The 25,201-nt window shown below is 63.3% G+C and carries 24 protein-coding genes; 6 read left to right on the top strand and 18 right to left on the bottom strand.

Going from position 1 to position 25,201, the window contains the following annotated elements:
* Window positions 1–78: 78 nt before the first annotated feature.
* The 3 genes from ABXS05_RS18460 to ABXS05_RS18470 all read right to left on the bottom strand — a co-directional run bounded on the left by ABXS05_RS18460 (window position 79) and on the right by ABXS05_RS18470 (window position 3,458).
* Window positions 79–2,256 (bottom strand): xanthine dehydrogenase family protein molybdopterin-binding subunit, encoded by a 2,178-nt coding sequence (locus tag ABXS05_RS18460; RefSeq protein WP_367624955.1) that lies wholly within the window; start codon window positions 2,254–2,256, stop codon window positions 79–81.
* Between the two features lie 14 nt (window positions 2,257–2,270).
* Window positions 2,271–2,723: a (2Fe-2S)-binding protein gene (locus ABXS05_RS18465; protein WP_367624956.1), complete on the bottom strand. Its 453-nt coding sequence runs from the start codon at window positions 2,721–2,723 to the stop codon at window positions 2,271–2,273.
* 276 nt (window positions 2,724–2,999) lie between these two features.
* Window positions 3,000–3,458: an Lrp/AsnC family transcriptional regulator gene (locus ABXS05_RS18470; protein WP_311940477.1), complete on the bottom strand. Its 459-nt coding sequence runs from the start codon at window positions 3,456–3,458 to the stop codon at window positions 3,000–3,002.
* A gap of 122 nt (window positions 3,459–3,580) precedes the next feature.
* Between ABXS05_RS18470 and ocd the strand changes: the two genes are divergently transcribed.
* Window positions 3,581–4,630: an ornithine cyclodeaminase gene (gene ocd, locus ABXS05_RS18475; protein WP_367624957.1), complete on the top strand. Its 1,050-nt coding sequence runs from the start codon at window positions 3,581–3,583 to the stop codon at window positions 4,628–4,630.
* Window positions 4,631–4,980: 350 nt separating this feature from the next.
* Window positions 4,981–5,913 carry a citrulline utilization hydrolase CtlX gene (gene ctlX, locus ABXS05_RS18480; RefSeq protein WP_367624958.1) on the top strand — a complete coding sequence of 311 codons (933 nt, stop codon included), beginning with the start codon at window positions 4,981–4,983 and terminating at the stop codon, window positions 5,911–5,913.
* 85 nt (window positions 5,914–5,998) lie between these two features.
* Here ctlX and ABXS05_RS18485 read toward each other — a convergent pair whose 3' ends face one another.
* The 4 genes from ABXS05_RS18485 to ABXS05_RS18500 form a co-directional block, all read right to left on the bottom strand.
* A complete protein-coding gene (locus tag ABXS05_RS18485) occupies window positions 5,999–8,074 on the bottom strand; it encodes an AAA family ATPase (RefSeq protein WP_367624959.1) in 2,076 nt (691 codons plus the stop codon).
* Window positions 8,075–8,382: 308 nt separating this feature from the next.
* Window positions 8,383–9,450 carry a helix-turn-helix domain-containing protein gene (locus tag ABXS05_RS18490; RefSeq protein WP_367624960.1) on the bottom strand — a complete coding sequence of 356 codons (1,068 nt, stop codon included), beginning with the start codon at window positions 9,448–9,450 and terminating at the stop codon, window positions 8,383–8,385.
* A gap of 3 nt (window positions 9,451–9,453) precedes the next feature.
* Window positions 9,454–10,107, bottom strand: coding sequence for a hypothetical protein (locus ABXS05_RS18495; RefSeq protein ID WP_367624961.1), 654 nt, complete (start codon window positions 10,105–10,107; stop codon window positions 9,454–9,456).
* Window positions 10,108–10,569: 462 nt separating this feature from the next.
* On the bottom strand, window positions 10,570–11,526 hold the full coding sequence (locus ABXS05_RS18500; RefSeq protein ID WP_367624962.1) for a DMT family transporter: 957 nt from the start codon (window positions 11,524–11,526) through the stop codon (window positions 10,570–10,572).
* A gap of 326 nt (window positions 11,527–11,852) precedes the next feature.
* On the opposite strand from ABXS05_RS18500, the gene ABXS05_RS18505 reads away from it, so the two are divergent.
* A complete protein-coding gene (locus ABXS05_RS18505; protein WP_367624963.1) occupies window positions 11,853–12,755 on the top strand; it encodes an alpha/beta hydrolase in 903 nt (300 codons plus the stop codon).
* A 41-nt stretch (window positions 12,756–12,796) separates the two neighbouring features.
* Here ABXS05_RS18505 and ABXS05_RS18510 read toward each other — a convergent pair whose 3' ends face one another.
* The 6 genes from ABXS05_RS18510 to ABXS05_RS18535 form a co-directional block, all read right to left on the bottom strand.
* Window positions 12,797–13,756, bottom strand: a complete 960-nt coding sequence (locus tag ABXS05_RS18510) for an arginase family protein (protein ID WP_367624964.1) — start codon at window positions 13,754–13,756, stop codon at window positions 12,797–12,799.
* Window positions 13,757–14,010: 254 nt separating this feature from the next.
* Window positions 14,011–14,703 carry an ABC transporter permease gene (locus ABXS05_RS18515; RefSeq protein ID WP_367624965.1) on the bottom strand — a complete coding sequence of 231 codons (693 nt, stop codon included), beginning with the start codon at window positions 14,701–14,703 and terminating at the stop codon, window positions 14,011–14,013.
* Window positions 14,700–15,389: an ABC transporter permease gene (locus tag ABXS05_RS18520; RefSeq protein WP_311940458.1), complete on the bottom strand. Its 690-nt coding sequence runs from the start codon at window positions 15,387–15,389 to the stop codon at window positions 14,700–14,702. Before ABXS05_RS18520 ends, ABXS05_RS18515 begins: the two co-directional genes overlap by 4 nt.
* A gap of 6 nt (window positions 15,390–15,395) precedes the next feature.
* Window positions 15,396–16,175 (bottom strand): transporter substrate-binding domain-containing protein, encoded by a 780-nt coding sequence (locus ABXS05_RS18525; RefSeq protein WP_367624966.1) that lies wholly within the window; start codon window positions 16,173–16,175, stop codon window positions 15,396–15,398.
* A gap of 70 nt (window positions 16,176–16,245) precedes the next feature.
* Window positions 16,246–17,016 carry an ABC transporter ATP-binding protein gene (locus ABXS05_RS18530; protein WP_367624967.1) on the bottom strand — a complete coding sequence of 257 codons (771 nt, stop codon included), beginning with the start codon at window positions 17,014–17,016 and terminating at the stop codon, window positions 16,246–16,248.
* Window positions 17,017–17,437: 421 nt separating this feature from the next.
* A complete protein-coding gene (locus ABXS05_RS18535; protein ID WP_367624968.1) occupies window positions 17,438–18,349 on the bottom strand; it encodes a LysR substrate-binding domain-containing protein in 912 nt (303 codons plus the stop codon).
* Between the two features lie 96 nt (window positions 18,350–18,445).
* Here ABXS05_RS18535 and ABXS05_RS18540 point away from each other — a divergent pair, with 96 nt between their 5' ends.
* The 3 genes from ABXS05_RS18540 (at window position 18,446) to ABXS05_RS18550 (ending at window position 19,523) form a co-directional block, all read left to right on the top strand.
* Entirely contained in the window at window positions 18,446–18,859 is a 414-nt protein-coding gene (locus ABXS05_RS18540) for an NUDIX hydrolase (protein WP_367624969.1), read from the top strand.
* A gap of 101 nt (window positions 18,860–18,960) precedes the next feature.
* Window positions 18,961–19,248 carry a CopG family ribbon-helix-helix protein gene (locus ABXS05_RS18545; RefSeq protein ID WP_311940448.1) on the top strand — a complete coding sequence of 96 codons (288 nt, stop codon included), beginning with the start codon at window positions 18,961–18,963 and terminating at the stop codon, window positions 19,246–19,248.
* Window positions 19,236–19,523 carry a type II toxin-antitoxin system RelE/ParE family toxin gene (locus tag ABXS05_RS18550; RefSeq protein ID WP_367624970.1) on the top strand — a complete coding sequence of 96 codons (288 nt, stop codon included), beginning with the start codon at window positions 19,236–19,238 and terminating at the stop codon, window positions 19,521–19,523. The genes ABXS05_RS18545 and ABXS05_RS18550 overlap by 13 nt, the downstream gene beginning before the upstream one ends.
* 39 nt (window positions 19,524–19,562) lie before the next feature.
* On the opposite strand, the gene ABXS05_RS18555 is transcribed toward ABXS05_RS18550, so the two are convergent.
* The 5 genes from ABXS05_RS18555 to ABXS05_RS18575 all read right to left on the bottom strand — a co-directional run bounded on the left by ABXS05_RS18555 (window position 19,563) and on the right by ABXS05_RS18575 (window position 25,006).
* The gene (locus ABXS05_RS18555) at window positions 19,563–20,543 is read right to left on the bottom strand and encodes an ABC transporter permease (RefSeq protein WP_367624971.1); all 981 of its coding nucleotides are present in this window, start codon (window positions 20,541–20,543) and stop codon (window positions 19,563–19,565) included.
* On the bottom strand, window positions 20,540–21,598 hold the full coding sequence (locus tag ABXS05_RS18560; RefSeq protein ID WP_367624972.1) for an ABC transporter permease: 1,059 nt from the start codon (window positions 21,596–21,598) through the stop codon (window positions 20,540–20,542). The genes ABXS05_RS18555 and ABXS05_RS18560 overlap by 4 nt, the downstream gene beginning before the upstream one ends.
* A complete protein-coding gene (locus ABXS05_RS18565) occupies window positions 21,588–23,117 on the bottom strand; it encodes a sugar ABC transporter ATP-binding protein (RefSeq protein WP_367624973.1) in 1,530 nt (509 codons plus the stop codon). Before ABXS05_RS18565 ends, ABXS05_RS18560 begins: the two co-directional genes overlap by 11 nt.
* A 191-nt stretch (window positions 23,118–23,308) precedes the next feature.
* Window positions 23,309–24,325 (bottom strand): sugar ABC transporter substrate-binding protein, encoded by a 1,017-nt coding sequence (locus tag ABXS05_RS18570; protein ID WP_367624974.1) that lies wholly within the window; start codon window positions 24,323–24,325, stop codon window positions 23,309–23,311.
* Between the two features lie 168 nt (window positions 24,326–24,493).
* Window positions 24,494–25,006 carry an OsmC family protein gene (locus ABXS05_RS18575; RefSeq protein WP_367624975.1) on the bottom strand — a complete coding sequence of 171 codons (513 nt, stop codon included), beginning with the start codon at window positions 25,004–25,006 and terminating at the stop codon, window positions 24,494–24,496.
* Window positions 25,007–25,201: the final 195 nt, after the last annotated feature.

Genomic DNA, 25,201 nt, shown 5'->3' on the forward strand with positions numbered 1-25,201 from the left:
TTACCTTCTCCCCGTGAGAACGGGGAGAAGGGGCGGCCGGTGTCGCGCCTTTCCCCCGGCGTACGCGCCCGTGGGTCCTCACCCGGTCTTCAGCGCATCCGTGTCGATCGGCAGAGTGCGCACGCGCTTGCCGGTGGCGGCGAAGACGGCGTTGGCGACGGCCGGGCCGACGGCGACCGTCGCCGTCTCGCCGATGCCGCCGGGGGCCTCGGCGCTCTTGACCAGATGGGTCTCGATGACAGGCACCTCGTCGATGCGCATGGGCAGATAGGTGTCGAAATTGCCCTGCTCCACCCGGCCGTCCTTCAGGGTGATGGCACCGTGCAGCGCCGCGGTGAGGCCGAAGATCGCGCCGCCCTCGACCTGCGCGGCGATGGTGTCCGGATTGACCTGCAGGCCGCAATCGACGGCGCAGACGAGGCGATGCACCTTGAGCGTGCCGTCGGCCGCCGTCTCCACCTCGGCCACCATCGACATGAAGCTGCCGAAGGCGAACTGTACGCTGACACCGCGCCCGCGCCCCTTGGGCAGAGGCTGGCCCCAGCCCGCCTTCTCGGCCGCCAGCGTGAGCACGCCGAGCGCCCGCGGATTATGGGCGAGCAGGTCCTTGCGATAGGCGACCGGGTCCGCCTTGGCCGCGGCAGCCAGCTCGTCCATGAAGCTCTCGACCACGAAGACGTTGTGCGTCGGCCCGACGCCGCGCCACCAGGAGGTCGGGATGCCCGGCGGCTCGACCCGGACATAGTCGACATGGATGTTGGGCAGGGCATAGGGCGGCTCGGCCGCCGCCTCCACCGCATCGGAATCGATGCCGTCCTTGAAGGCCGGCGGGAAGTAGCGCGCCAGGATGGAGGAACCGGAAATGCGATGGGTCCAGGCCACCGGCTTGCCCGAAGCGTCGAGGCCGGCCGACATCCGGTCGAAATAATAGGGCCGGTACATGTCGTGCTGGATGTCCTCCTCGCGGCTCCAGATCACCTTCACCGGCCCGTCGACCTGCTGCGCGACCTTGACGGCGCGGGCGACGCCGTCCGCCTCCAGCCGGCGCCCGAAGCCGCCGCCGATCAGGTGGTTGTAGACCTTGACCTTGTCCTTGGGCAGGCCGGTGATCTCGGCGGCGATCGCCTGGGCCATGGTGGGCACCTGCGTGCCGACCCAGACTTCGCAGCCATCCTTGCGCACATGCACGGTGCAGTTCATCGGCTCCATGGCGGCATGGGCGAGGAAGGGCACCTGGTAGATGGCTTCGAGCTTCGTGGCCGCGCCGGCGAGCGCCTTGGCGGTGTCGCCCTCGTTGCGAGCCACTGCACCCGGCTGCTTGGAGGCCTCGGTGAGCTGGCTGATGATCTCAGCGCTGTCGACCTTGGCGTTCGGCCCGTCGTCCCAGCTGATATTGGCGGCGGCGAGGCCCTTCTTGGCCGCGCCCATATGGTCGGCGACCACGGCGACGGCGTCGTCGGTCTTGACCACCTGCCTGACGCCCTTGACGGCCAGCACCGCCTTGTCGTCCACGGATTTGGGCTTGCCGCCGAACACCGGCGAGATGGCGATGGCGGCAACCTTCATGCCCGGCAGCTTGACGTCGATGCCGAACTCGGCCTTGCCGACCACCTTGTCCGGCGTATCCAGCCGCTTGGCCGGGGTGCCCAGGAGCTTGAAGTCCTTGGGGTCCTTGAGCTTGAGGCTCTCGGGGGCGGGCACCGGCATGGTCGCGGCTTCGTCGGCGAGCTCGCCATAGCCGAGCGTGGCATTGCTAGCCGGATTGAGCACGGCGCCGTCGCGGGCCGTCAGCTTGGCGGCATCGACGTTCCAGCGCTTGGCGGCGGCGGCGACCAGCATGGTGCGGGCGGCCGCGCCGGCCTGCCGCAAAGGCTGCCAGAAGGCGCGTATGGTGGTCGAGCCGCCCGTCGCCTGGCTGCCGAGCAGGGCATTGCCGTAGAGCTTGTCGTCGGGCGGGGCATGTTCGAGCTTGACCTGGTGGAGGCCGACCTCCAGCTCCTCGGCCAGCAGCATGGCCTGGGCGGTGTAGACGCCCTGGCCCATCTCGACCATCGGCATCACCAGCGTCACCAGGCCCTGGCGATCGATGCGGATGAAGGCGTTGGGCGCGAAATCCTTGGCCTCCGCTGCGGCGACCGGCGATCCGGCCAGCGGCGGCAGAGCGAGGGTGAGAACGAAGCCGCCGCCAATGGCGGCTCCCGCCTTCAGGAAGGCGCGGCGATCGAGGTGTGAACGTGTATCGGTACCGTCGGGCATGATCCCTTCCTCCCTCAAGCAGCGGCGTGATGGATGGCGGCGCGGATACGCTGATAGGTGCCGCAGCGGCAGACATTGCCGGACATGGCGGCATCGATGTCCTCGTCGCTCGGCTTGGGCGTGGCGGCGAGCAGGGCCGCGGCCGACATCAGCTGGCCGGACTGGCAATAGCCGCACTGCACCACTTCGAGATCGAGCCAGGCCTGCTGCAGGGCCTTGCCCTGCGGGGTTTCGCCGATCGCCTCGATGGTGGTGACGGCGCTCTCGCCGACGCTTTCCAGCGGCGTGATGCAGGAGCGCGTCGCCGTGCCGTCGACATGCACGGTGCAGGCGCCGCACAAGGCGGCACCGCAGCCGAACTTGGTGCCCGTCATGCCCAGAATGTCACGCAGCACCCATAAAAGCGGCGTGTCGCCATCGGCATCGATGGTGTGGGCGGTTCCGTTGATCTTGATGGTATAGGCCATGGCAGTCTCCCGCGAGTCGGAAGGGCATATCCCCTCCTTGGAGTCGTTCCAGACAATCAGCCTAGGACGGCGGGAGCAAGAGCTCAATCAATCACAAGCCGGTGTGAACCTCGCGGCACCCGCATGGCGGGTGGATCGGCCCTGTCATCTCCCGCCGTCAGGGAGCGCAACCTCGCCGAGTATCACGCGACCAGCCTTCTCCACGAAGTGGGGAAGGCTGGTCGCGCCTTGTTCTGTCGGGGTACCGCGGCAACCACGACAGCCCGCAGCCATCCCTCACACACTGCTCAGCAGCAGGCTCGTCTCGCTGTTCGACACCCCGTCGATCAGCCGGACCTCGCGCAGCACGCGGTCGAATTCGGCGAGGCTCGCGGCGCGAATATTGGCGACCAGGTCCCAATTGCCGTTGGTGGTGTGCAGCGTGTGCACCTCCGGCAGGCCGCGCAGCTTGCGGATGACCTGCGTGGTCGATTTGCCGACCACCTCGATCATCATCACCGCATGCACGGCGTTCATGTCGTAATCCTCGCGGACGCGGGCGGTGAAGCCGAGCAGCGTGCCGGTTTCGATCAGGCGGTCGAGCCGGTTCTGCACCGTGCCGCGCGCCACGCCCAGCGCATCGGCCAGCTTGGAGAGCGAGGCCCGGCCATCGCTGCGCAGATGCGCGATGATGCCGCGATCCAGCGCATCGGGAATATATTTGACCGTCTCGGCATCCCGCCCCGTCACTGACATTTTTTACAACCCGACCTGGCAATCTGTTCAATGAACTGACAATTCTAGCACAGGATTGCGATTTCGGTGAACATCCGGACGGCCTAGGCTAAGGCCAACATTGACCGTTCAGGGATTTTTCGATGACCGCTCCCCTGCCCTCGCAGAAGGCGATGGTGCCTTTCGTCAGCGTCGAGAACATGATGCGCCTCGTCCACCATCTCGGTATCGAGCGGGTGCTGGCCGAACTCACCGACCTGATCGAGGAAGATTTCGCCCGCTGGGAGAGCTTCGACAAGACCCCGCGCGTCGCCAGCCATTCGCGTGACGGCGTGATCGAGCTGATGCCGACCTCTGATGGCACCATCTACGGCTTCAAATATGTCAACGGCCACCCGAAAAACACCGCCGAGGGCCTGCAGACCGTCACCGCCTTCGGCCTGCTCGCCGATGTCGCCACCGGCTATCCGGTGCTCCTGACCGAGATGACGCTGCTGACGGCGCTGCGCACCGCGGCGACCTCGGCCATGGCGGCCCGCCACCTCGCGCCCAAGGACGGCAAGGTGATGGCGATGATCGGCAATGGCGCCCAGGCCGAGTTCCAGGCCCTGGCCATGAAGGCGGTGTGCGGCATCGACACCGTCAGGCTCTACGACATCGACCCGCGCGCCACGCAGAAGGCCGCCCGCAACCTTGAGGGCAGCGGCCTCACCGTCATCCCCTGCACCTCCTCGCAGCAGGCGATCGAGGGCGCCGCCATCGTCACCACCTGCACCGCCGACAAGCAGTTCGCCACCATCCTCACCGACAACATGGTCGGCCCCGGCATCCACATCAACGCCATCGGCGGCGACTGCCCCGGCAAGACCGAGCTGCACAAGGACATCCTCGCGCGCGCCGACTGCTTCGTGGAATATCCGCCGCAGACCTGGATCGAGGGCGAGATCCAGCAGATGGATCGCTCCTACCCGATCACCGAGCTCTGGCAGGTCGTCACCGGCCAGGTGCCGGGCCGGCGCGACGAGCGTCAGATCACCCTGTTCGACAGCGTCGGCTTCGCCATCGAGGACTTCTCGGCCCTGCGCTATCTGCGCGCCCAGATCGTCGGCACCGATTTCTACCAGGAGCTCGACATGATCGCCGACCCCGACGATCCGCGCGACCTCTTCGGTATGCTGCAGCGCGCCCGCTGAGGCGGGGTCGGCAGAGATAGGCCATCGTCCGCTCCGCTGCGGGCCGTCATGGCCCGGCATTGTCCAACGTAGGTCGCGCTGCCCCTCACCTCTATCCTCTCCCCGCAAGAACGGGGCGAGGAGGCGCAAGCGTCGCGGCTTCATTCTCCGGCCTCCCGTCTCGCCCGACGGTTGGGCGAGATGAGACCGTTCCTGCACGAGCACGCCGCCGAAGTCCCCCTCGCCCCGCCCTTGCGGGGAGAGGGTAAGGGTGAGGGGCAGCACAGCCCCATGCGCAATCGCCCCAAAACCCAACCTGCCCCCTATCCCACCGCACCACCCGAACCAACGCGATAGCCCCCGGAGCCCCCATGTCCAAGCGCCCCGCCTTCTCCGTCCAGGCCCCCTCCGCCGTGGTGATGGTTCGCCCGCACCATTTCACCGTCAACACCGAGACGGCCGCCGACAATCATTTCCAGGTCGCCGGCACAGGCGGCGAGGACCTCGCCCCGCTCGCCCATGCCGAGATCACCAAGGCGGCCGAGACCCTGGCGGCCCATGGCGTCACCGTGCACCTCTTCGAGGACGAAAGCCTGGAAACCCCGGATTCGGTGTTTCCCAACAACTGGTTCTCCACCCATGCCGGCGGCCATGTCGCCCTCTATCCGATGAAGGCGCCGAGCCGGCGGCGCGAGCGCCGGGCCGACGTCATCGAGATGCTGAAGACCGATTACCGCGTGCAGGAGGTCATCGACTATTCGGGCCTGGAGCCCGACGGCCTGTTCCTCGAAGGCACCGGCGCCATGGTGCTCGACCATATCGACCGCGTCGCCTATGCCGTGCGCTCCGACCGCACCGACCCGATCGCCCTCGAGCGCTTCTGCACCCATTTCAACTTCGAGCCGATGGCCTTCGACGCCCGCGACGACAAGGGCGCCGCGATCTACCACACCAATGTGCTGATGTGCATCGCCACCGACTTCGTGCTGATCGGCCTCGACATGATCGCCGACACCGCCCGCAAGGCCGAGATCGTCGCCCGCCTCGAACGTTCCGGCCGGGACGTGCTGGCGCTGAGCAACCGCCAGATCGAGAACTTTGCCGGCAACGCAATCGAATTGCAGGGCAAGGACGGCCGCATCCTCGCCCTCTCGACCACGGCGCTATCAGCCCTCACGCCCGAGCAGCGCGAGATCATCGAGCAAAGCGCCATTTGCGTCGCGCTTGATATCCCGACCATCGAACGCGCGGGGGGATCGGTGCGGTGTACGCTGGCGGGGGTGCATCTGACACCGAGGGGATGAGCGGGGCTCTAAGAAGCAGTAAGATTCTACATGTTGTTCACATCTACATCTTACGATTCCAGTTATTATTCAGAACGCTATTCGATCATCGCCCATAACGGCTCAACTCTATTTGGAGAGCATTCCACAGAGAATCCAAAACCGCTTGCTGCAAGGTGAACCATACATCGTGTACACTCGTTGGGTTGCGGCCTTCCAAATCTTGTCTAAGGAAATCACGATAGACAGCATCAACTGCTTCATTGAGCTCAATATGAAATTCATTATGGCGGTAGACCTTTATTCGATGAAGTGATTGATGAAGACTTGGATATGCAGTTCTTATCGTTTCCCAAAAATAGTTTTTATTTGCGATGGACTTTCCATATGCCTCAATCGACTCTACCAAGCAGCGATTGCATACATTTAGAAAAAGCTGAAGATCACCTTGGTTCTGCGCGGGTTTCAACGCCATGAATTTATGGCTTTCAGGATATTTATTAGGGCCAAAAAGAGTTGGGAGATTTCCCGACGTACCAAGGCGATGAAGGTCATCTAGCGCAAAATCTATGTCTTGTAGCCGGACCGATATCCACTTTGTGCGTTCACTCGCGTCAATCAGCTTCTGGATAGTTTTGCGCCCTTCTCGACGGGCTGCCTCCATCGCGACATACGTGCCAACAACCTCAATCGCGACCGTTGGTATACCACTCGTCGTCTTAACAAGGCCGTAGGAATTTAAATGATCACTATATTCAGGAAGATATGAAAATTCTATATAATCTGCAGTTCGCCCACAAGCAAGCAGTTCAAAAACTTGATACTCGTCTGGATAGAAATCTCTTAGTTCTGATACAACGTGCCCACAGTAAAAAACTAAACTTCCGTCTCTTTCAATTTTTAAGTCACTTAAATCTGAAATATCAACTTTAATAGGGAAGTTTTTCTTCCCCTCCCGAACTTGTCTATACGTAAAACTAGCAGCCAGCCTGCACAAAAGCGGATGACCGCCATACTCTTTGTCAAAAGTCGTCGCGATTTCGGGAACAAATTTGAGCCCCATGCGACGACCAAGAACATTCAACATCCGCCGCACCTCATCGACGGATAGCCCGCTAAGGTAATTGTAGGGGACAATGCCAAAAAGTGGATTTTGGATGCCATCAATTTTATCTACCTCAACGAGCTTAGGGTTAACACCCGCGAGAATTGTTGAGAGTTTTCGAGTTTCACTTTGGGCTGCCCATATACTTTGCCAGAATGGCAAATAATCACGTTTCCAATGATTATCTGTTTTCGAGAAATGAGAAATGTACTCTACCTCATCGAAAATAATGGCAACCCTCTTTTGCCCCGGCATATTTTTGATTAAATCAGCAAGAGTCTCTGACAAAAACCGATTATCTTTAGGTACAATAAAATTATCGCCTACTCCGACGGCAGCCAGATCGAAAATAATTTTCTGCAGTAATTCTACCCAACTTCTTTGTCTGATCGACGGAGATTTACAATCATAAAATAATACCTCTACCTCCCCTTGCTCCTGAAGATCACGTCTTAATTTATAGAGAAATGAAGTTTTTCCTGTCTTTCTAAGGCCAAATAATCCTCGATTTTCTCCCCGTCGCGCACTGTCGGTAAAAGATTGCAAAAGGGCTGTTCTTCCGAAAAAATAAATATCTTTCTCTAGGGGTAGTCGATAATCAAATAAATCTCTAGAAAATAACTGAGAAGCTATCTTACTACGTACAAACCAAGCGTTCCCTGTTGAATTTTTTAGATCATCTTTATTAATAGCTACGACCATGCGTGCTTCGTTAGTCGAGGCATATTCAGTTACCCACTTCTCCGGATTCTTGGCATCGGACACAAGAATAACAAATAAACGCTCAACACGCCCGCGAGCAGGGTCGTCGTTAATAAATTGCTCGATTGATAGAAAAGTTCTAGCTTCAAGTTTATCGTATGGACTGTATATTAACAGTATTTCTTTATCGACTCCAAACGTTTCCTCGGTTGATGGTTCTGGTTTTATAAAATACACTGACGAACGCGAACCATACGCCCTTCTCTCATTTGCCCATGTCACGTCGAAGCCGTTCTGGAAGCATTTCAGCCAATCCAGCTCCTCCGGATGCCGGGTCAGATGACCAGACTTCACATCCTCATGAATACTTCCCATGCTCTGCCCTGATCATTATAATGCGGCTACCAGCGTCGTCTTATTTTTCCTTTATTGAAGATGATTTTAAAGACAATGGGGGTGATGTGTAAAGTCTGTTTTATCGCGACCTATTGTAAATGTTGTAGCTATTTCTTCCTCGCCAGATAAGCCAGATCCGATAAGCTATTCCGAGACATGACGGAATCAAAATTTACAAAAAAAAATTGCCGCGCGCAGCTAATAATGACCGGCACGTAAGTCGAGAATGGAATTCGGATTTTGGCTTGTCCTACCTTGCTCTTATTTTTGCGATCCAGTTAATACAATTATAGAACCAACCTCAGAGGCAAACTGCTTGCGGATGGTGGATCCACACTGGCGGTCAGGCCGAATAACAAATTTTCGAGTTCTTCCTCGGGGATATTCAACCGGGCCGCAATATGCTGACGCGCTACACCCTCGCGCCAAAGCTCTGTAAGGACGCGTTGCCATACTGCCGATCGCTCCGACGGGAGACCATCAGGCTCACTCTTACCGAAGCGCTTGTTTATATGAATGCAGAATGTCCGATAATTCCAATCGGAGATCCGGCCCATTCGGTGGAGACGATGAGCAAGGGCAGCAACAGATACACCCCACCGCTTCTTTGCTAGCACCAGCTGATCTAGGCTTCGAACCAACGGGATGGTCGCCACGACGTCGTCATGAGGCATCAAAAAGGACGATGCGAAGGCGTGCGCTTCAAGCTCGGCAGCACGTCCTTGATTAGGTCCACCATGCTTATGCAAAACGAGGTGAGCCAGTTCATGAGCAGCGTCAAAACGGCTACGTTCCGTGCTCTTAAAGGTATTCAGGAAAATATATGGTTCACTATCATGCCAGCAGGAAAAGGCATCTACATTCTTGGTATTCTCTGCTAGGGAAAAAATACGGATACCCTTCGCCTCAAGTAACTTAATCATATGCGAAATTGGCCGCTCGCCAATCGCCCAATGCTGGCGTAGTGCACGTGCGGCACCGGCGGGATCGCGTTCATGGCTGAGGTCGAGCAGGTCCGGCTGCGGCAAAACAAATTTTTCTCGTACCCAGGCTGACATCTCAAACGCTAAAGAACCAGCGGCTAGAGCGGCATCACGTTCCCGCGCAGACATCGCTGTAAGGCTCCGAAAACTAGCGGCATCCGCGCTAATTGGTGCTGCGTCATCCCGAAAGAAAAACTCTTGGGGAAACCCCAGCGCGCGCACTAAAGCGTTGACCGTGTCCTCATCAGGCGCCTGCTGCCCGTTTACCACACGTGACAATGTCACTGGCGATATGCCCGCTTGTTCAGCAAGAGCCTTTGCGGTCAACCGCCGTCGCTTCCGTGCTAGTTCCATTCTGCCAATATTGAACATGGCCTAGCGACGCAAAACTGCGGGCTCAAATTCGATGCTGTCCGGCCGATCGCCACTAGCAATCCCATCCGCCGGCCACTCGCCGCCACCTACGATAAAGATACGCTCAATAAAACCCGCGAAATTGTCTCCGGAAATGCCAGACGGCAACGACAGCTCAGCGCGGACGTCGTCGCCTTGAACCGATACACAAAAAAACCACACGCCAGTCCGGAGTTCCGCAAGACTTTGATCCCGCGCCGCTTCCATCTCTTCCTCAGGAAACAGTCCAGCTTGTCCCACCGCAATGACACGGTCAGCACCAGAGCCCTTTCCGGAAACAGCCTGCGGCCTGTGTAGCAGGTCGGCTGCGAGATCAACGCTTTGATACACGACCTTCAGCGGCCGGTCGGGATGTCGAACTGATTCAACGTTGTTCTCGCGGTAACGGATCCATCCGTGAGCTTGGAAAACCTGCCGTACATAACGCGTGCCGTAGATATATGCTAGCAGCCCCTCGGCTGAGGCAGGATCATCTGCTGTGGCATCTGCGCGTGCGGCGACCACGCCGTGCACGATTTCGAGCAATTCCTGACGCGAGATGCCAAAGTCGGCGAGACGAGCGTCGACTTCTGGATATTCAGCAAGTACACGAACCGTAGCCATCGAATCACCCAACGATAATTTTCTCTTCCTCATTTGTGGTAGAAAAAATTATCGTACGCAAGTCAATCCACTTGGATTAGCGATGTTGTTAAGCCGTTTTTCAACTTATATCGCGCTCCTAGCGCCGATACCTTATCTCCCTCGTAGACGCCGATCTGGGATGGAGTTCCTGATACTCAGACTCTGAGGTGTCCTTCAGCCCCAATAGTCACCACGTCCCCACTCACCTCATATGTCACGCAATCCATATCTAGCGCCGCAACGGGCGCCGCCCTTGATGAGGTCTACCAGCTGGTCGTATCTCCTCGATGCACGGCCGATCACACCGGGTTACAATGCCGGGTCGAGGGCGTCGATGCAGATGACAATGCGGCTGCCTTCTCGGGGATGGGGCGAGTGTGGCCTCGATGCCCAGCGGTGCAGGTCATGGGCCGGCACGAATGTCACGCCCGGTCAGCGCATCCTCATGGTCGCTCATTGCGGCCGAGCCGATGCCGTGGGCCTTTGCTTGATCAACGCCGGCAGTATCAGCCCGCCAACAATGAAGGCCGCGCCCCAGATGTCGTAGTCGTGCAGGCTTTCCCCGAGCAGGAGATAGGCGAGCAGGGCCACGAAGACGGTCTGCAGGTAGAGCAGCATGCTGGCACGGCCGGCGCCGAGCGCCTCGACGCTGCGATTGTAGAGATAATACATCAGCGCGCCGCCCGGCCCGGCCAGATAGGCGAGCGCCAGCAGGCCGTTCGCGTTCAGGGCGGAGCCGCCGCCGCCGGTCAGCTCCCACAGATAGAAAGGCAAGGCGGCAAGGGCGCCGGCGCCGAGCAGCACCACCACCGTGGGCAGCAGGGGGATGCCGAATCTGGCACGGCGCAGGAGCACGGTGTAGAGGCCCCAGCAGAAGGCGCTGCCGACGATCCACAATTCACCGGCGCTGAACTGCAGCCCCATCAGCGCGCCGAGATCGCCATGGGCCACGATGACCAGCATGCCGGCCAGAGCGAGCAGCGCGCCGATGGCCTTCCACAGGCCGAGCGGCTCGCCGAGCACGATGCGGGCAATCACCATGGTCATCACCGGTGACAGCGCCATGATGATGCCGGCGGTGGTCGCGTTGGTGAAATGGAGGCCAGTATAGATCATGCCCTGGCACAGCGTCAGGCCGATCGCACCGACGAGCAGGACCTCCAGCGGCCGCGAGCGGATCAAGGCGATGATCGCGCCGTAATGGCGATGCACGATCGGCAGCAGGATGGCGCAGGCCAGCAAGAGCCGCCAGAAGCAGAGCGCCCAGGGCCCCATTTCCGGCGCCGCCCATTTGGCCGCGATGTAGACGCCGGCCGAAAGCAGCCAGCCCAGGACGGCGGTCGCGTAGGCGATCGGAAGGGACTCGCCGGGGGCGGCCTTCGCCTCGTCGGGATGTGCTACTGGCAGCATGTGGTTCCCAGCCTCCTCCCCTCGCCGATGGACCGGGAGCGATGGCAGCCCCGTATCGCCGGGTGCCGTGCCCTGGCCTGGAGCCCCAGCGGCGCTCTTCGATCTGCCGGCCTGGCGACCAACCGCCCCTTTATTCGGATGGGGACCGTTTTTGCAAGATAACGAGGCCTTCGCCTTACCCGTTTCAGAAGATCGGCGTGTACGCTGCGAACAACAACCTCGCCTTTACCCCGGCTTTGCTTCCGTAACGGAAATTACGACTGATTGCGAACGCCGGTTGCCAAGCATAGTGTCACGATGCGCCAGTCTTTATCAAGGAGCATGCCGTGACCGAGCAAGAGCGCAGCCTGGAGGAAATCGCCGCCATCCGCGACCTGCTGGCCGCCAAGCCCCGGCCGGTCGGATGGGGCGAGCGGCGCGCACGGCTCGACGAGGTCGGCACCCACTGGCCTGTTGCCGACGACGTCGTCTGCACTGAAGTCGCGTGCGACGGCGTCCCCGGCGAATGGTCGATGGCGCCGGGCAGCGACGCCGGCAAGGTGCTGCTCTACTTCCACGGCGGCGGCTACTGCTCGGGCTCCGTCGAAAGCCATCGCCGGCTGGTGACGGAAGCCGGCCGCGCGGCGCGCATGCGGACCCTGGCGATCGACTATCGCCGCGCGCCCGAACAGCCTTTTCCGGCCCAGCACGAGGACGCCCTCGCGGCATGGCGCTTCCTGCGGCGGCAGGGCATCGCCGCCGAAGACATCGCGGTGGGTGGTGACAGTGCGGGCGGCAATCTCACCCTGGCCCTGATCGGCCGCCTGCGCGCCGCCGGCGAGCCCCTGCCCCGCTGTGCCTGGCTGATTTCGCCCTGGACCGATCTCACAATGTCGGGCGCGACGCTCGCCAGCAAGGACACGATCGATCCGATCATCCACAAGGCCTATCTGCAGGAGCTTGCCGGCGCCTATGTCCCGGCGGGGACGGACCGTGGCGACCCGCTCATCTCGCCTTTGTTCGCCGATCTGCACGGTTTTCCGCCGCTGCTGATCCAGGTTGGCTCGGCCGAGACGCTGCTGTCGGACGCCACGCGGCTTGCCGAGGCCGCCGGCAGCGCGGATGTGCCGGTGCGGCTCGAGATCTGGCCGCATATGATCCACGCCTGGCCGCTCTGGAATGCGGGCCTGGAAGACGGCCGGCGTGCGCTGGCCGCTGCGGGCGAGTTCATACGCAACGCCGGGGGCTAGACGGTTGCCGCCGACTCCCCGCCGGCGGCCGCCTTCTTCCCTTACGCCCGCTGCCGCGCGATCACCCCCAGCGCCGTGGTGATCGCCCGGGCGAAGGTCAGCGCGCCGATTCCGTCCACATCGCGCTCGGGCATGAATTCCACGAAGTCCATCGCCTCGATGCGGCCACGGCGGGCGGCACCCTTGATGAGGTCGACGAGCTGGTAGTAGCTCAGCCCCCCCGGGGCGCGGCCGATGACGCCGGGCACCAAAGCCGGGTCGAGGGCGTCGGCATCGATGCAGATGACGATGCGGCTGCCTTCGGGGATGAGGTCGAGCGCGGCCTCGACGCCCTGGCGGTGCAGGTCATGGGCCGGCACGAATTTGACGCCCCAGGCCAGCGCATCCTCGTAGTCGCTGGTGGCGGCCGAGCCGATGCCGCGGGCGCCCACCTGGATGATGCGCTCGATATGGGGCATTTCCGACGCCCGGCGCATGGTGGAGGAGAGGCCGAGGCGCTCGTCCATATGCACCTCGCGCCAGTCGATATGGGCATCGATCTGCAGGATGGTGTAGCGGGCGCCCGCCTCCGCCCCCAGGGCTTCGAGCATGGGGATGGGGATGGAATCATCGCCCCCCAGCACGATCGGCACCGCCCCGCGGGCGCGGATCATCTTGACGGCGGCGGCGATGGCGGCGCGGTTGGCGGCGCCGTCATTCTCGTCATAGGGCAGGTTGCCGCAATCGACGGCGCGCAGGCACGGCTCCGGGAAGAGCTTGCCGCCATTGTCGAAATCGTGGCGGTCGACATTGGCGGTGAAGGCGGCGGTGGCGCGGCGCAGGGCGTCGGGCGCATTGCGGCAATAGGCGCCGACGGAGCGGTAGGGCGTGGCGCAGGGCGCGCCGATCAGGGCGATCGGGGCGGCGAGCGTGGCAAGGTCGCGGCATTCCTCCAGGCCGAGGAAGGTGAGCGTATCGGCCGCCGCGCCGAACAGCGCGCCGAGATCGGCTTTCTGGTTCATGATGGGGATCCTCTATGCGGGCCGCCCGCGGGCGGCATCGGGTTGGAAAATGGAATGGCGAGCAACTGCTCACCTTCTGTCATTCCGGGCGCGGTGCAGCATGAAATGATGCGCCGCAGACCCGGAACCGCGTCGGAATGAAACGCTTTGCTCCTCCCGCGATCCCCGGACCAAACCTTTGGTTTGGTCTGACTGCACCGCATCACTGCGTGCTGCGATGCGTCCGGGATGACAACTCAAACGACTGCGGCGCCTCAGGACGGGCGGACGTCGAGATAGCCGGCCCAGCGGCGCTCGACGAGGCGGAAGGCGCCGACCAGGACGAAGGTCAGGACGAGGTAGACGATCGCGGCCGCGACATAGGGCTCGAACTGGATGTAGTAGTTCAGCGTGATCATGCGGGCGACGCCGGTGGTCTCCAGCAAGGTGACGGTGCTGGCGAGCGAGGTGGCGTGCAGCATCATGATGGTCTCGTTGCCGTAGAGCGGCAGCGCCCTGGTCAGCATCGCCGGCACCAGGATGCGCCGCGCCCGCGTCCAGCCGGACATGCCATAGGCGGTGGCGGCCTCCACCTCGCCGGGCGGGATGTGGCGCAGCGCGCCGGCGAAGATCTCGGTGGTGTAGGCGGTGGTGTTGAGCACGAAGGCGATCAGCACACAGACGAGCGGGCTGGAGAGCCAGGGCCAGAGCAGGCTGGCGCGCACGAGCTCGAACTGGGCGAGGCCGAAATAGATCAGGAAGAGCTGCACCAGCAGCGGCGTGCCGCGGAACACCAGCGTATAGGCGAAGACCAGGCTGCGGATCAGCCGGTTGGCGCTGTTGCGCGCGAAGGAAAGCGGGATGGCAAGGCAGAAGGAGATCGCCAGGGACGCCACGGTGAGGGTCAGCGTCAACCGGGCACCCTCGGCATAGAGGCCGAGATTCTCGGCAATGACGTCCCAGTTCATGGCGCCAGCTTCCTTGTGCCGAGCTCGTAGCGCCGCGCCAGCCAGGCCAGCACCAGCATGGAGAGGATGGTGATGGCGAGATAGAAGCCGCCGGCGACCAGGTAGAAGGTGAAGGGCTTGCCGGTGGCCTCGGCGGCCCCCTTGGCGCGGAACATCACGTCCTGCAGGCCGATGAGCGAGACCAAGGCCGTCGCCTTGACCAGCACCAGCCAGTTGTTGGTGAAGCCGGGCAGCGCCAGGCGGATCATCTGCGGCAGCACGATGCGGGTGAAGATGCGGGTGCGCCCGAGCCCATAGGCCTCCGCCGCCTCGATCTGGCCGCGGGGGATGTTGAGGAGCGCGCTCTTGAAGGTCTCGGTCATGTAGGCGCCGAAGATCAGGCCGAGCGTGGCGATGCCGGCCCCGAGCGGGGAGAATTCGACCTGGATGTCGAAGCCGAGCCATTCGCCGACCTGGCCGATGAAGGAGGGCAGGCTGTAGAAGACCAGCAGCATCATCACGAGATCGGGGATGCCGCGCACCACGAAGGTGTAGATCCCCGCGAGCGCCGCCAGCGTCCTATGGCGCGAGACCTTGCACAGGGCCGCGCCGAGGCCGAGCAGGACGGCCACCACCAGCGAGGCGAAGGCCAGCAGCAGGGTGATCGCCCCTGCCGCCAGGATCGTGCGGACGAAATCGAGGATCATCTCCGGTCATTCGCCGAAATATTTGGCGTCCAGCGCCTTGAGCGTGCCGTTGTCCCTGAGGATGGCGAGGCCCTTGTTGATCTCGGCCACCAAAGCGGTGTTCTTCTTGCCGATGGCGATGGCGACGCCCTCGCCGAACTCCTTGGCATCCTTGCCGGTGAGCTGCGGGCCGACCAGCTCGTAATCCTTGCCGGCATCCGACTTCAGGAAGCTGGCGCTAATCTGGGCCTGGTAGCTGATGTGGAGTTCGGCGCGGCCGGCGGTCAGCTCCAGATAGGGCGCGCTGCCGGTGTCGTAGCGCTTGATGGTGGCCTTGGGGAAATGGCTGGTGACATAGGCGTCCATCGGCGTGCCGGTCTGCACCGCGATGGTCTTGCCCGCCATGCCCTCGGGCGTGAACTCGAAGGTCGAACCCTTCTTGGCCACGAAGCGGAAGATCGGGTGGTTGTAGATGTCGGAGAAGGCGATCACCTTGCGGCGCTTCTCGGTGACGGTGAGCTGGGAGATCAGCGCGTCATATTTGCCGTCGATCAGGCCGGGGATCATGCCGTCCCAGGCGGCGTTGAAGATGTCGCAGTCGAGCTTGGCCGCCTCGCAGATCGCCTGCATCAGCTCGACGTCGTAGCCGACCAGCTTGCCGTTGGCGTCGATCGATTCGAAGGGTGGGAAGGTGGCGTCGGTGGCGATCTTGATCTTGTCGGCGGCCTGGGCCGTGAGGGCCTGGGCGCCGGTGGCGGCAAGGCCGAGCAGGAGGGCGGCGACGGCGTTTCTGATGCGAATGCTCATGATGGGTCTCTCGGGATGGGTTTGTGGTTATGGGAGCCGGTTTCCACCGGCCTTGGCCAGGCCGCTGCGGCTAATGCTGCAAACGCCCGGCAAGGAATTGCCGCAGCCTGTCGCTGCGGGCATCGGTGAAAACGGCTTCGGGCGGGCCCTCTTCCTCGATGGCGCCGTTGTGCAGGAAGACGACGCGGCTGGAGGCATGGCGGGCAAAGCCCATCTCATGCGTCACCACGATCATGGTGCGGCCCTCCTCGGCGAGGGCCTGCATGACCTTGAGCACCTCGCTCACCAGTTCCGGATCGAGCGCCGAGGTCGGCTCGTCGAACAGCATCACGTCGGGGTTCATGCTGAGGGCCCGGGCGATCGCCACGCGCTGCTGCTGGCCGCCGGAGAGATGGGCGGGATAGCGCTGCAGCACCTCCTGGCCGAGGCCGACCTTGGCGAGATTGGCCCTGGCGCGCTCGGTGGCCTCCGCCCTGGAGACGCCCAGCACGCTGATCGGCGCCTCGATGACGTTGTCGATGACGCTCATATGCGACCACAGGCAGAAATTCTGGAACACCATGGCGAGGCGGCTGCGCATGCGCTGGAGCTGCCTCTTGTCGGTGGCCCGGAGGAAGCCATCGCCATCCCTGACCGTCTTCAGCGCCTCGCCGTCGATGACGATGCTGCCGGCGGTCGGGCGCTCGAGGAAATTGATGCAGCGCAGGAAGGTGCTCTTGCCCGAGCCGCTGGCCCCGATGATGCTGATGACGTCACCCGCCGCGGCCTGGAGCGACACGCCCTTGAGGACCTCGACCTTGCCATAGGATTTGCGGATACCGTCCACGGCCAGCTTGTGCATGCTTCTTCCCAATCCGGCCGCGTTCGTCCGCCACCAAGACCCCTCTCCTGCGCCCAATGCGGTTCACGTAAGCAGGAACCGCTCCGATTTGTCATAGCCGGGCTTGACCCGGCTACCCAGAAGCCGCACGCACAAACCATCGAGGAGCTGGATTGCCGGGTCACGCCCGGCAATGACAAAGGTCGAGCAGCCTCGAAAAGCTTAAGTGAACTGCATTGCTCCTGCGCCGGACTTGTCCGTCCAATCGCGACGGTGCTCATAAAATCAGAAGGCCAGCCTGGGGCAATTGATATTTGATCATCAAATAGATGACGTCATTTCATCTATTGTGCATTCCCGGGGCATATTGCCTGCTAAGGAGGCATAGACCAGCGGTGTATCCGTCCCATTCCTGAAGGGATCTCAACTGTACACCATCCAGTCAACTGATCTGCCAGGCGGCGGCATCCTTGCCGAAACGCGCCAGCAGCCAGCGCAGGAAGAGCCGCACACCCGAGCGCTGCAGGCCGGCATGGGTGGAGACGACATACCAGCCGCCGAAGGCGTCGATGGCGGTGGAGAAGGGCCGCAGCAACGTGCCGTTCCGGACATCCGCGCCCGAAAGCGTGTCGCTGGCCAGGGCGACGCCGGTGCCGTTGATGGCGAGGTCGATCGCCATGCCGAGGTCGCTGCAATAGAGATGGCGGCTATAGGGGCCGAAATCGCGCTCGCCGGCCTCGGAGAGCCAGCGCCGCCATTCGGCGCCGTCGTCCCAATGCAGCAGGATGGCGCTGCGCAGTTCCAGCGGGCTGGTGATGCGCCGGCCGATGCGCTGGAACAAGGTCGGGCTGCAGACCGGCATGATGCTGACATGGGCGAGCTGCGCCGACCATTTGTCGTCCCAGCCGCCGGCGCCGAAGACGATGCCGATATCGGCATCCACCAGCTCATGGATACGGTGGTTCTCGGTGAGCTTGATATGGCATTCGACGGCAAGGTGGTCCTGGCAGAAATCGGCGAGGTTCTTGGCGAGCCAGCCGCTGGCGAACATCGGCGGGCAGGCGATGCCGATGCGCCCGCCGTCCTGGTCCGCCTCCGACAGGCGCAGCGCCGTGTTGGTGATGTCCTGCAGCGCGGCCGAGACCGTCTTGGCGAAGACCCGGCCGGCATCGGTGAGCACCACGCCGCGCCCCGCCTTGTGGAAGAGCGGATAGCCCAGCACTTCCTCCAGCCGCCGCAGCTGGTGGCTGACGGCGCTGTCGGTCAAAGCGAGCTCGCCGGCGGCCCGGGTCAGGCTTTCATGCCGCGCCGCCGCCTCGAAGGTGCGCAGCACGCCGAGCGGCAGGTTACGCATCGCCGCGCCCCGTCATGACACCGGCCTGGCCTTCATCCTCCACCTCGGATCTCCCAAAATATGGATGGCTGCCGGGATATCGCCTAGGATGGCGCCATGCCCTCCTCAGATGCGATTCGTATTGCAGCCGCTGTCATCATCCGTGCCGACGGTATGACACTCCTGGTCAGAAAACGAGGGACATCGGCCTTCATGCAGCCCGGCGGCAAGATCGAGCCCAACGAGCAGCCCCGCCAGGCCCTGTGCCGCGAGCTCGCCGAGGAGATCGGCCTCACGGTTGATCCAGCACACCCCGTCTATCTCGGCCGGTTCGAAGCCCCGGCGGCGCATGAGGACAACAGGATGGTCGAGGCCGAGATCTTCCGCCTCGACATCGCCGAGCCTGTCGCCGCCACCGCCGAGATCGAGGAGATCGCCTGGGTCGATCCCAAGGCACCCGGCCCGCTGCCCCTCGCCGCCCTGACGCGCGACCATGTGCTGGCCCTCGCGACGGCGCTTGGCGGGGGCTAGGATCGCGCATCCAAGTTTGGCAGCTGCTGATCGGTCACTATGGCGCGGAGCACCAAATTCCGATATGGTAACACCATGTAACACCCATATGAGGTGCCTCAATGCCACCCGCTTCCGCCACGACCAGCATCAAGCTGGATTCCAAGGTCAAGGATCGCCTCCAACGGCTGGCCGATGCTCGGCATCGCAAGCCGCATTGGCTGATGAAGGAAGCAATCCATCAATATGTCGAGCGTGAAGAAAAACGCCAGGCGTTCTACGACGACGCTCGCAAGGCTTGGGACGAGTACCAGGCAACCGGCTTGCATGTAACCGGGGAAGAGGTCGCGGCTTGGCTGGAAACATGGGGCACGGATGACGAGAAAGCCTCGCCTGTATGCCACAGGTAATCTTCTCGCCCGCTGCCCTTCGCGATCTCGAAAGGCTACGGGCTTTCCTGGACTCCAAAAACCAAATGGCGGGCAAACGAGCCGCAACGGCAATCATCCAGACCATTCAGACGCTTACGGCTCATCCTGAAATAGGGCGACCGATCCAGGATGCCGAAGAGCGAGAGCTCGTCATCAATTTCGGCCGCGATGGTTATGTGGCCCTCTACCGATACGATGGAGACAAAGTCGTGATTCTCGCCATCCGACATGGTCGGGAAGCCGGATATGATTGAATGATCTAAGCAGGAGAGAGACCGGCTCGATCGAGGCCCTCAATTCTCGCGCCGGCCGGCGAAGGCCAGCAGCAAAGCGAGGAAGATCAGGACACCGGCGCCGACCTGCTGCCAGTAGAAGTTCCAGCCGATCAATAGCAGGCCGTTGGAGACGAAGCCGAACAGCAGCACGCCGAGGATCGTGCCGGCAATGCTGGCGCGCCGGTTGCGGCTGAGCGAGGTGCCGATGAAGGCCGCGCCGATGGCGTTGAGCAGATAGGCATTGCCCGAATAGGGCACATAGGCGTTGACGTTGGAGGAGAGCAGGATGCCCGTCACGGCGGCGACGGCCCCGGAGAGGATGTAGACGATCGCCAGGATCCGCCGCACCGGCAGGCCGGAATAGCGCGCGACCTCCTCCTGGGTGCCGACGGCGAGGACGGTGCGGCCGAAGCTCGATTTCTCCAGGAGGAGCCAGGCGCCGAGCGCCAGCACCGCGACGAGGAGCAGCGAGACCGGCACGCCGAGAATGGTGCCGTGGCCGATGAAGGCGAGCGCGGGCGGTATGCTGCCGGCCGGCACATAGACGGGATTGCCGCCATCGGTGGTGAGCTGCTGCAGGCTGTGCCCGATGAACAGCGTGCCGAGGGTCGCCAGGAACGGCGTGATCGACAGCCGCGCGATCAGGACGGCGTTGAAGAGCCCGGTGCCGATGCCCGCGCCGACGCCATAGAGGCAGGCGAGCGCCACCGGCTGGCCCGAGGACACCGCCGAGACGAAGGCGAGGCTGCCGAGATCCACCGCCGTGCCCACCGACAGATCCGTGCCGCCCGAGGCCACCGTCAGGGTCATGGCGATGGCGACGATGGCCGTCAGCGCGACATTGTTGACCAGCACGCCGGTGATGTTGCCGAGCGTCAGGAAGCCCGGGGCCAGCACGGAGAAGACGGCCACCACCAGCACGAGCGCCAGCGGAATGCCGAAGCGCAGCAGGTCGAATGCCGGCCGGATGCGCGGCCCTTCGGCCCCAACGGCGCTCATGACGCCCTCCTGCGTGCGAGATTGGCGGTGGCGGCGACGACGGCCAGGATCAGCACGCCCTCGATGCCGTTGACCCAGTAGGTCGAGACATGGAGGAGCTGGAACCCGTTGGTGAGCGCGCCCAGAAAGACGGCGGCGAGCAACGTGCCGGCCACGGTCGGCAGCAACCGGCGCGAAAACATGAAGCCGAGAAAGGCGGTTGCCACCACCGGCAGCAGCATGTCGCCCGAACCGCCGGTCGCCCCGTTGAGGAAGGCGACCGACACGACGCCGGCCAGGCCGCCCAGCAGCCCGCTGGCCAGATAGGACAGTGCGACATAGCTGTTGACGGCGATGCCGGCGGCCTTGGCCGCCTCGCGATGTCCGCCCACCGCATAGGCACGCAGGCCGAGAGGCGTGAGATGCAGCAGCACGGCCAGGACCGCGCACAGGGCAAGGAGCAGCCAGCCGAGCACGGGAATGTCGAGCGGTCCGGGCAGGCCGAGCCAGTCGATCAGCGGTGACGCCGCGGGAATGGTGGTGTTCTCGGTCACCACCAGTTCGAGCCCGGCGCAGACATTCATGGCGGCCAGCGTCGCCAGCAGAGGCAGGATCCTGAGCCAGACCACGGCAAGCGCATTGACCAGGCCGACGAGGAGGCCGACGCCGAGCGAGGCCGCCACGCAGGCGAGGTCCGAGTAACCGGCCTGGTTGAGCACAGCGAAAATCGCGGCCGAAAGCCCGAGCGTGCCGGCCAGGGAAAGATCGATGCCGCCGGCGATCACATCCGAACCGCCGGTGATCAGCACCAGCGTCAGGCCGAACCCCAAGATGCCCAGCACCGCCGATTGCGACAGGATGAGGCCGATATTGGCGGGCGAGAGGAAGGAAGGCGCGTTGACAGCAAAGAAGGCCATCACGGCCAGGAAGAACAGCAGACCGCCGGCCCGGACCAGGCGCGCGGCGGCGCCGCTCGCGAGATCACGCCAGCCTGGGCGGATCTTCGCCTCGCGGGGCTCGGGGCGGATCGAGGCCGATGTCGCTGCGGCGATCGCCTCCAGGGTCTCATGCGGCATGGCTGGCTCCCTCCCCGGGATCGGCGCCTGTCAGGGCCGCGGCGAGCAGCTGGTCCGACGAGGTCGCCGACGTCTCATAGGTGCCGACCACGGCGCCGCGATGCATCACCAGGACCCGGTCGCACACGCCCAGGAGCTCGTCGAGATCGGCCGAAAGCAGCAGGATGCCCGCTCCCTTCTCCGCCAGCTCGGCGATGAGGCGATAGATCTCGGCCTTGGCCGCGACGTCGACCCCGACGGTCGGCTCGTCGAGAACATAGACGTCGGAGCGGCGGGCCAGCCATTTGGCGATCACCACCTTCTGCTGGTTGCCGCCGCTGAGGGTGCGCACGGGCGCATCCTGGTCGCTGGCCTTGATCTTGAGCGCCTCGATCAGTTTCGACACCTTTGAACGTTCGCCGGCGCGGTCGAGCCAGCCCAGGCGCGTGATCTGGCCGAGGCTGGCGAGCGTGGCGTTCTCGCGGATGGAGAGGCCGAGCGCCACGCCCTGGGCGCGACGATCCTCCGGCACCAGAGCGAGACCCACCTGCGCCGCCGCCACCGGGCTGGAGAGCCGCCGCACGCGACCGTCGACCTCGATCGTGCCCGCCCGCGTGGGCCGCAGCCCAAACAGGGCCTGGACGAGTTCCTTGGCTCCGGAGCCGAGCAGCCCGGTCAGCCCGACCACCTCGCCGCGATGCACGGTGAGGGACACATCGGCAAAGGCCGGCGGCGCGCCGAGGCCGGCAAGGGACAGCACGGGCCTGCCGCGCTCGGCGCGATGCTTGGGGAAGAGGTCCTTGACGTCCCGATCGACCATCAGGCGGGTGATCTCGCCGATAGTCGTGCGCGCGGGCTCGAGATGGGCGACGTCCCGGCCATTGCGCATGATGGTCACGACATTGCAGATGCGCTCGATCTCGGCGAGGTAATGCGAGATATAGATGCTGGTCAGGCCGCGCGCCTTCAATTGCGCGATGGCGGCGAACAGGCTCTCGACTTCGCGCTTGGCGAGCGCCGCCGTCGGCTCGTCGAAGATGATGAGGCGAGGCTTGGCCAGCAGCGCCCGCGTGATCTGGACAATCTGTTGCTGCGCTGTCGACAGGTCGCGGATGAGCGCGCCGCGGGGCAGGGCGATGCCGAAGAAGTGCTTGAGGGCCTCGTCGGCCCGGCGCTGCAGGCTCGCCTGCCAGACGCCGAGGCGCGATGCCATGGCTTCGCGCCCCAGGAACAGCGCCTCGCCGACGGTCGCGGTCGGCACCAGCAGCCGGTCCTGGTGAATGAAGGCGATGCCGAGCTGCTCCGCCTTCTGGGGCGAGAGATGATCGAGCGGCCGGCCCTCGAATTCGATGCTGCCGGCTTCCGGGCTGACGAGACCGGCCAGGGCCTTGATCAGGGTCGACTTGCCGGCGCCGTTCTGCCCGACCAGGCCGTGGACGGTGCCGGGCGCGACCACGAGCGAGGCGCCGTCGAGGGCCCGGGTCGGCCCGAAGGTCTTGACGAGGCCGCGCATGGCCAGAGCGGGAGGGGGTGAGGTCATGGCGTCGATCACTGGTCGGTCTCGCCGGCACACCGGCCGGCTCAGCCCTTGCTCAAGGAAATGCGGCACGGCACTGGCCACAAGGAAGAGCCACCCCATCCGTCATGCGGATGGGGTGGCTGGGCAGGATGGTGTCAACGAGGGCACCCTGCGGGGTCGGTCAGATACGGGGCGACCGGCATACTCGTCGATCAGGCCTGGCCGAGCTGCTTTTGCACCTCGGCGGCGTTCTTCTTGTTGGCGATCACGGCCGGCAGGAAGGTCTGCGAGGGCAGCGTGGTGTCGCCGTTGAGATAGCGGGCGAGGTTCAGGACCGCCTGGCGGCCGATGACCGAGGGCTGCTGGGCCGCCACCGCGCCGGCCGGCGCCTTGGGATCCTTGACCAGCGCCAGCACCTCGGGCGTGCCGTCGACGCCATAGGTGAGGATCTCGCTGCGCCCCGCGGCGATCAGGGCCTGGGTGGCGCCAAGCTGGGGAATGTCCCAGGCCGACCAGATGGCCGAGATCGATCCCTTGTCCGGATATTTGCTGAGCAGAGCGGTAATCTGGGCATAGGCGTCCTGCACCGTGTTGGGGATGACGTCCCTCAGTTCGGGCTGGATGATCTTCACCTCGGGATAATATTTCAGCACGTTGCGCAACTGGGTGTAGCGGATCTCGCAGACCGGAACGCCCGAAAAGCCGTTGAAGACCACGACATTGCCCTTGCCGCCGATATCGGAAACCAGCTGCAGCGCAAGCTGGGCCCCCAGGGAGAAATTGTCCGAGGTGGCGGTGTTGATGACGTTGGTCGAGGGCAGGTCGACGGAAAAGACCGGGATGCCGGCCTGGCGTAGCTTCTTCAGCCAGGGATCGACCACCGAGAGGGTGCCGAGCGTCTGGATCACCGCATCCGGCTTTTGCGTCACCAGGGTCTGCAGCTGGCTGACCAGTGTCTTGTCGTTGCGCCCGGCATCGAGCCCGATCGGCGTGCCGCCGAGTTCCTTCACGGTCTCGACCTGGGCCTGGTAGGCCTTGAGATCGAAGAAATGGTCGGTACCCGCGACGCTGATCGCGATGGTCTTGCCCTTGAGCGAGGGCAATCCCGCTTCAGGCTTGGCAGCATCATCGGCCCGAGCAGCGCCGCCCAAAGCTGCGGCGGCAACCAGGGCCGAGCCCATCTTGAGAAGCGAGCGGCGCCCGAGCGGGGTGGAGGAAATCGTCGTCATCGTGTCGGTCCAGCTTTGATTTGGCCTGTCTGTCGAGGCCTGACCGAAGCACACATGGTCGCCGACACAATGTCAACTAAATTTATAGACTTAATATAATTAATTGACCGCCAACCGCCGGAACCGTCACTGGGTCATGGGAACGCCTCCCCCGAGCAGCCCGACGCCTCAGGCCATCCGGTGCAGCGACACGCTCGTCTTCGGGCCGTTCTTGATGGTCTGGAACACCACGCAGTAGCGTTCGGTCAGCTTCAGCAATTGGTCGAGCCGCTCCTGCGGCGCCTCGGTATCGACATCGAAGCGAAGCCGGATCTCGGCAAAGCCGACCGGCGCCTCCCTGTCCACCCCCAGCGTGCCGCGAAAATCGAGGTCTCCTTCGGCGCTGACCTGGCCGGCCTTGAGCGGCAGGTCGATCGCCGTGGCCACCGATTTCAGCGTCACGCCGGCGCAGGCCACCAGGGCCTCCAGCAGCATGTCGCCGGAGCACAGTTCCAGCCCGGATCCGCCGGTCGCCGGATGCAGGCCGGCGGTCGCCAGCGCCCGCCCGGTTTCGACTTTGCACGCGATGCCCTCGCCATCGATCGAGCCCTTGGCCTTCAAGGTGATCAAGGCCGTCTTCGGGTCGGCGCGATAGCGCTCCTTGATCGGCGCCTGCATGGCGCGCAGTTCCGTCGAATCCATCTGTTCCTCCCGGACCATCGCGATATCATTGGCCCGAACTATAGGCCGCCGGCAGAGCCTGGCAATCGCTTCCCTAACAACAGCGAATCGGCTCAACGTTTGTCATTGCCGGGCTTGACCCGGCAATCCAACCTCCCCTCCATGCGTCGAAATCGCGAGCTTCTGGATGCCCGGGTCAAGCCCGGGCATGACAAA

Source organism: Labrys neptuniae, from assembly GCF_040797145.1.
GTDB classification, from domain to species: Bacteria; Pseudomonadota; Alphaproteobacteria; order Rhizobiales; family Labraceae; genus Labrys; species Labrys neptuniae.

Coding starts and splice junctions, on each gene's coding strand:
- ABXS05_RS18460 (WP_367624955.1), bottom strand. CDS start 2,256: ATGCCCGACGGTACCGATACACGTTCACACCTCGATCGCCGCGCCTTC.
- ABXS05_RS18465 (WP_367624956.1), bottom strand. CDS start 2,723: ATGGCCTATACCATCAAGATCAACGGAACCGCCCACACCATCGATGCC.
- ABXS05_RS18470 (WP_311940477.1), bottom strand. CDS start 3,458: ATGTCAGTGACGGGGCGGGATGCCGAGACGGTCAAATATATTCCCGAT.
- ocd (WP_367624957.1), top strand. CDS start 3,581: ATGACCGCTCCCCTGCCCTCGCAGAAGGCGATGGTGCCTTTCGTCAGC.
- ctlX (WP_367624958.1), top strand. CDS start 4,981: ATGTCCAAGCGCCCCGCCTTCTCCGTCCAGGCCCCCTCCGCCGTGGTG.
- ABXS05_RS18485 (WP_367624959.1), bottom strand. CDS start 8,074: ATGGGAAGTATTCATGAGGATGTGAAGTCTGGTCATCTGACCCGGCAT.
- ABXS05_RS18490 (WP_367624960.1), bottom strand. CDS start 9,450: ATGTTCAATATTGGCAGAATGGAACTAGCACGGAAGCGACGGCGGTTG.
- ABXS05_RS18500 (WP_367624962.1), bottom strand. CDS start 11,526: ATGCTGCCAGTAGCACATCCCGACGAGGCGAAGGCCGCCCCCGGCGAG.
- ABXS05_RS18510 (WP_367624964.1), bottom strand. CDS start 13,756: ATGAACCAGAAAGCCGATCTCGGCGCGCTGTTCGGCGCGGCGGCCGAT.
- ABXS05_RS18515 (WP_367624965.1), bottom strand. CDS start 14,703: ATGAACTGGGACGTCATTGCCGAGAATCTCGGCCTCTATGCCGAGGGT.
- ABXS05_RS18520 (WP_311940458.1), bottom strand. CDS start 15,389: ATGATCCTCGATTTCGTCCGCACGATCCTGGCGGCAGGGGCGATCACC.
- ABXS05_RS18525 (WP_367624966.1), bottom strand. CDS start 16,175: ATGAGCATTCGCATCAGAAACGCCGTCGCCGCCCTCCTGCTCGGCCTT.
- ABXS05_RS18530 (WP_367624967.1), bottom strand. CDS start 17,016: ATGCACAAGCTGGCCGTGGACGGTATCCGCAAATCCTATGGCAAGGTC.
- ABXS05_RS18535 (WP_367624968.1), bottom strand. CDS start 18,349: ATGCGTAACCTGCCGCTCGGCGTGCTGCGCACCTTCGAGGCGGCGGCG.
- ABXS05_RS18540 (WP_367624969.1), top strand. CDS start 18,446: ATGCCCTCCTCAGATGCGATTCGTATTGCAGCCGCTGTCATCATCCGT.
- ABXS05_RS18545 (WP_311940448.1), top strand. CDS start 18,961: ATGCCACCCGCTTCCGCCACGACCAGCATCAAGCTGGATTCCAAGGTC.
- ABXS05_RS18550 (WP_367624970.1), top strand. CDS start 19,236: ATGCCACAGGTAATCTTCTCGCCCGCTGCCCTTCGCGATCTCGAAAGG.
- ABXS05_RS18555 (WP_367624971.1), bottom strand. CDS start 20,543: ATGAGCGCCGTTGGGGCCGAAGGGCCGCGCATCCGGCCGGCATTCGAC.
- ABXS05_RS18560 (WP_367624972.1), bottom strand. CDS start 21,598: ATGCCGCATGAGACCCTGGAGGCGATCGCCGCAGCGACATCGGCCTCG.
- ABXS05_RS18565 (WP_367624973.1), bottom strand. CDS start 23,117: ATGACCTCACCCCCTCCCGCTCTGGCCATGCGCGGCCTCGTCAAGACC.
- ABXS05_RS18570 (WP_367624974.1), bottom strand. CDS start 24,325: ATGACGACGATTTCCTCCACCCCGCTCGGGCGCCGCTCGCTTCTCAAG.
- ABXS05_RS18575 (WP_367624975.1), bottom strand. CDS start 25,006: ATGGATTCGACGGAACTGCGCGCCATGCAGGCGCCGATCAAGGAGCGC.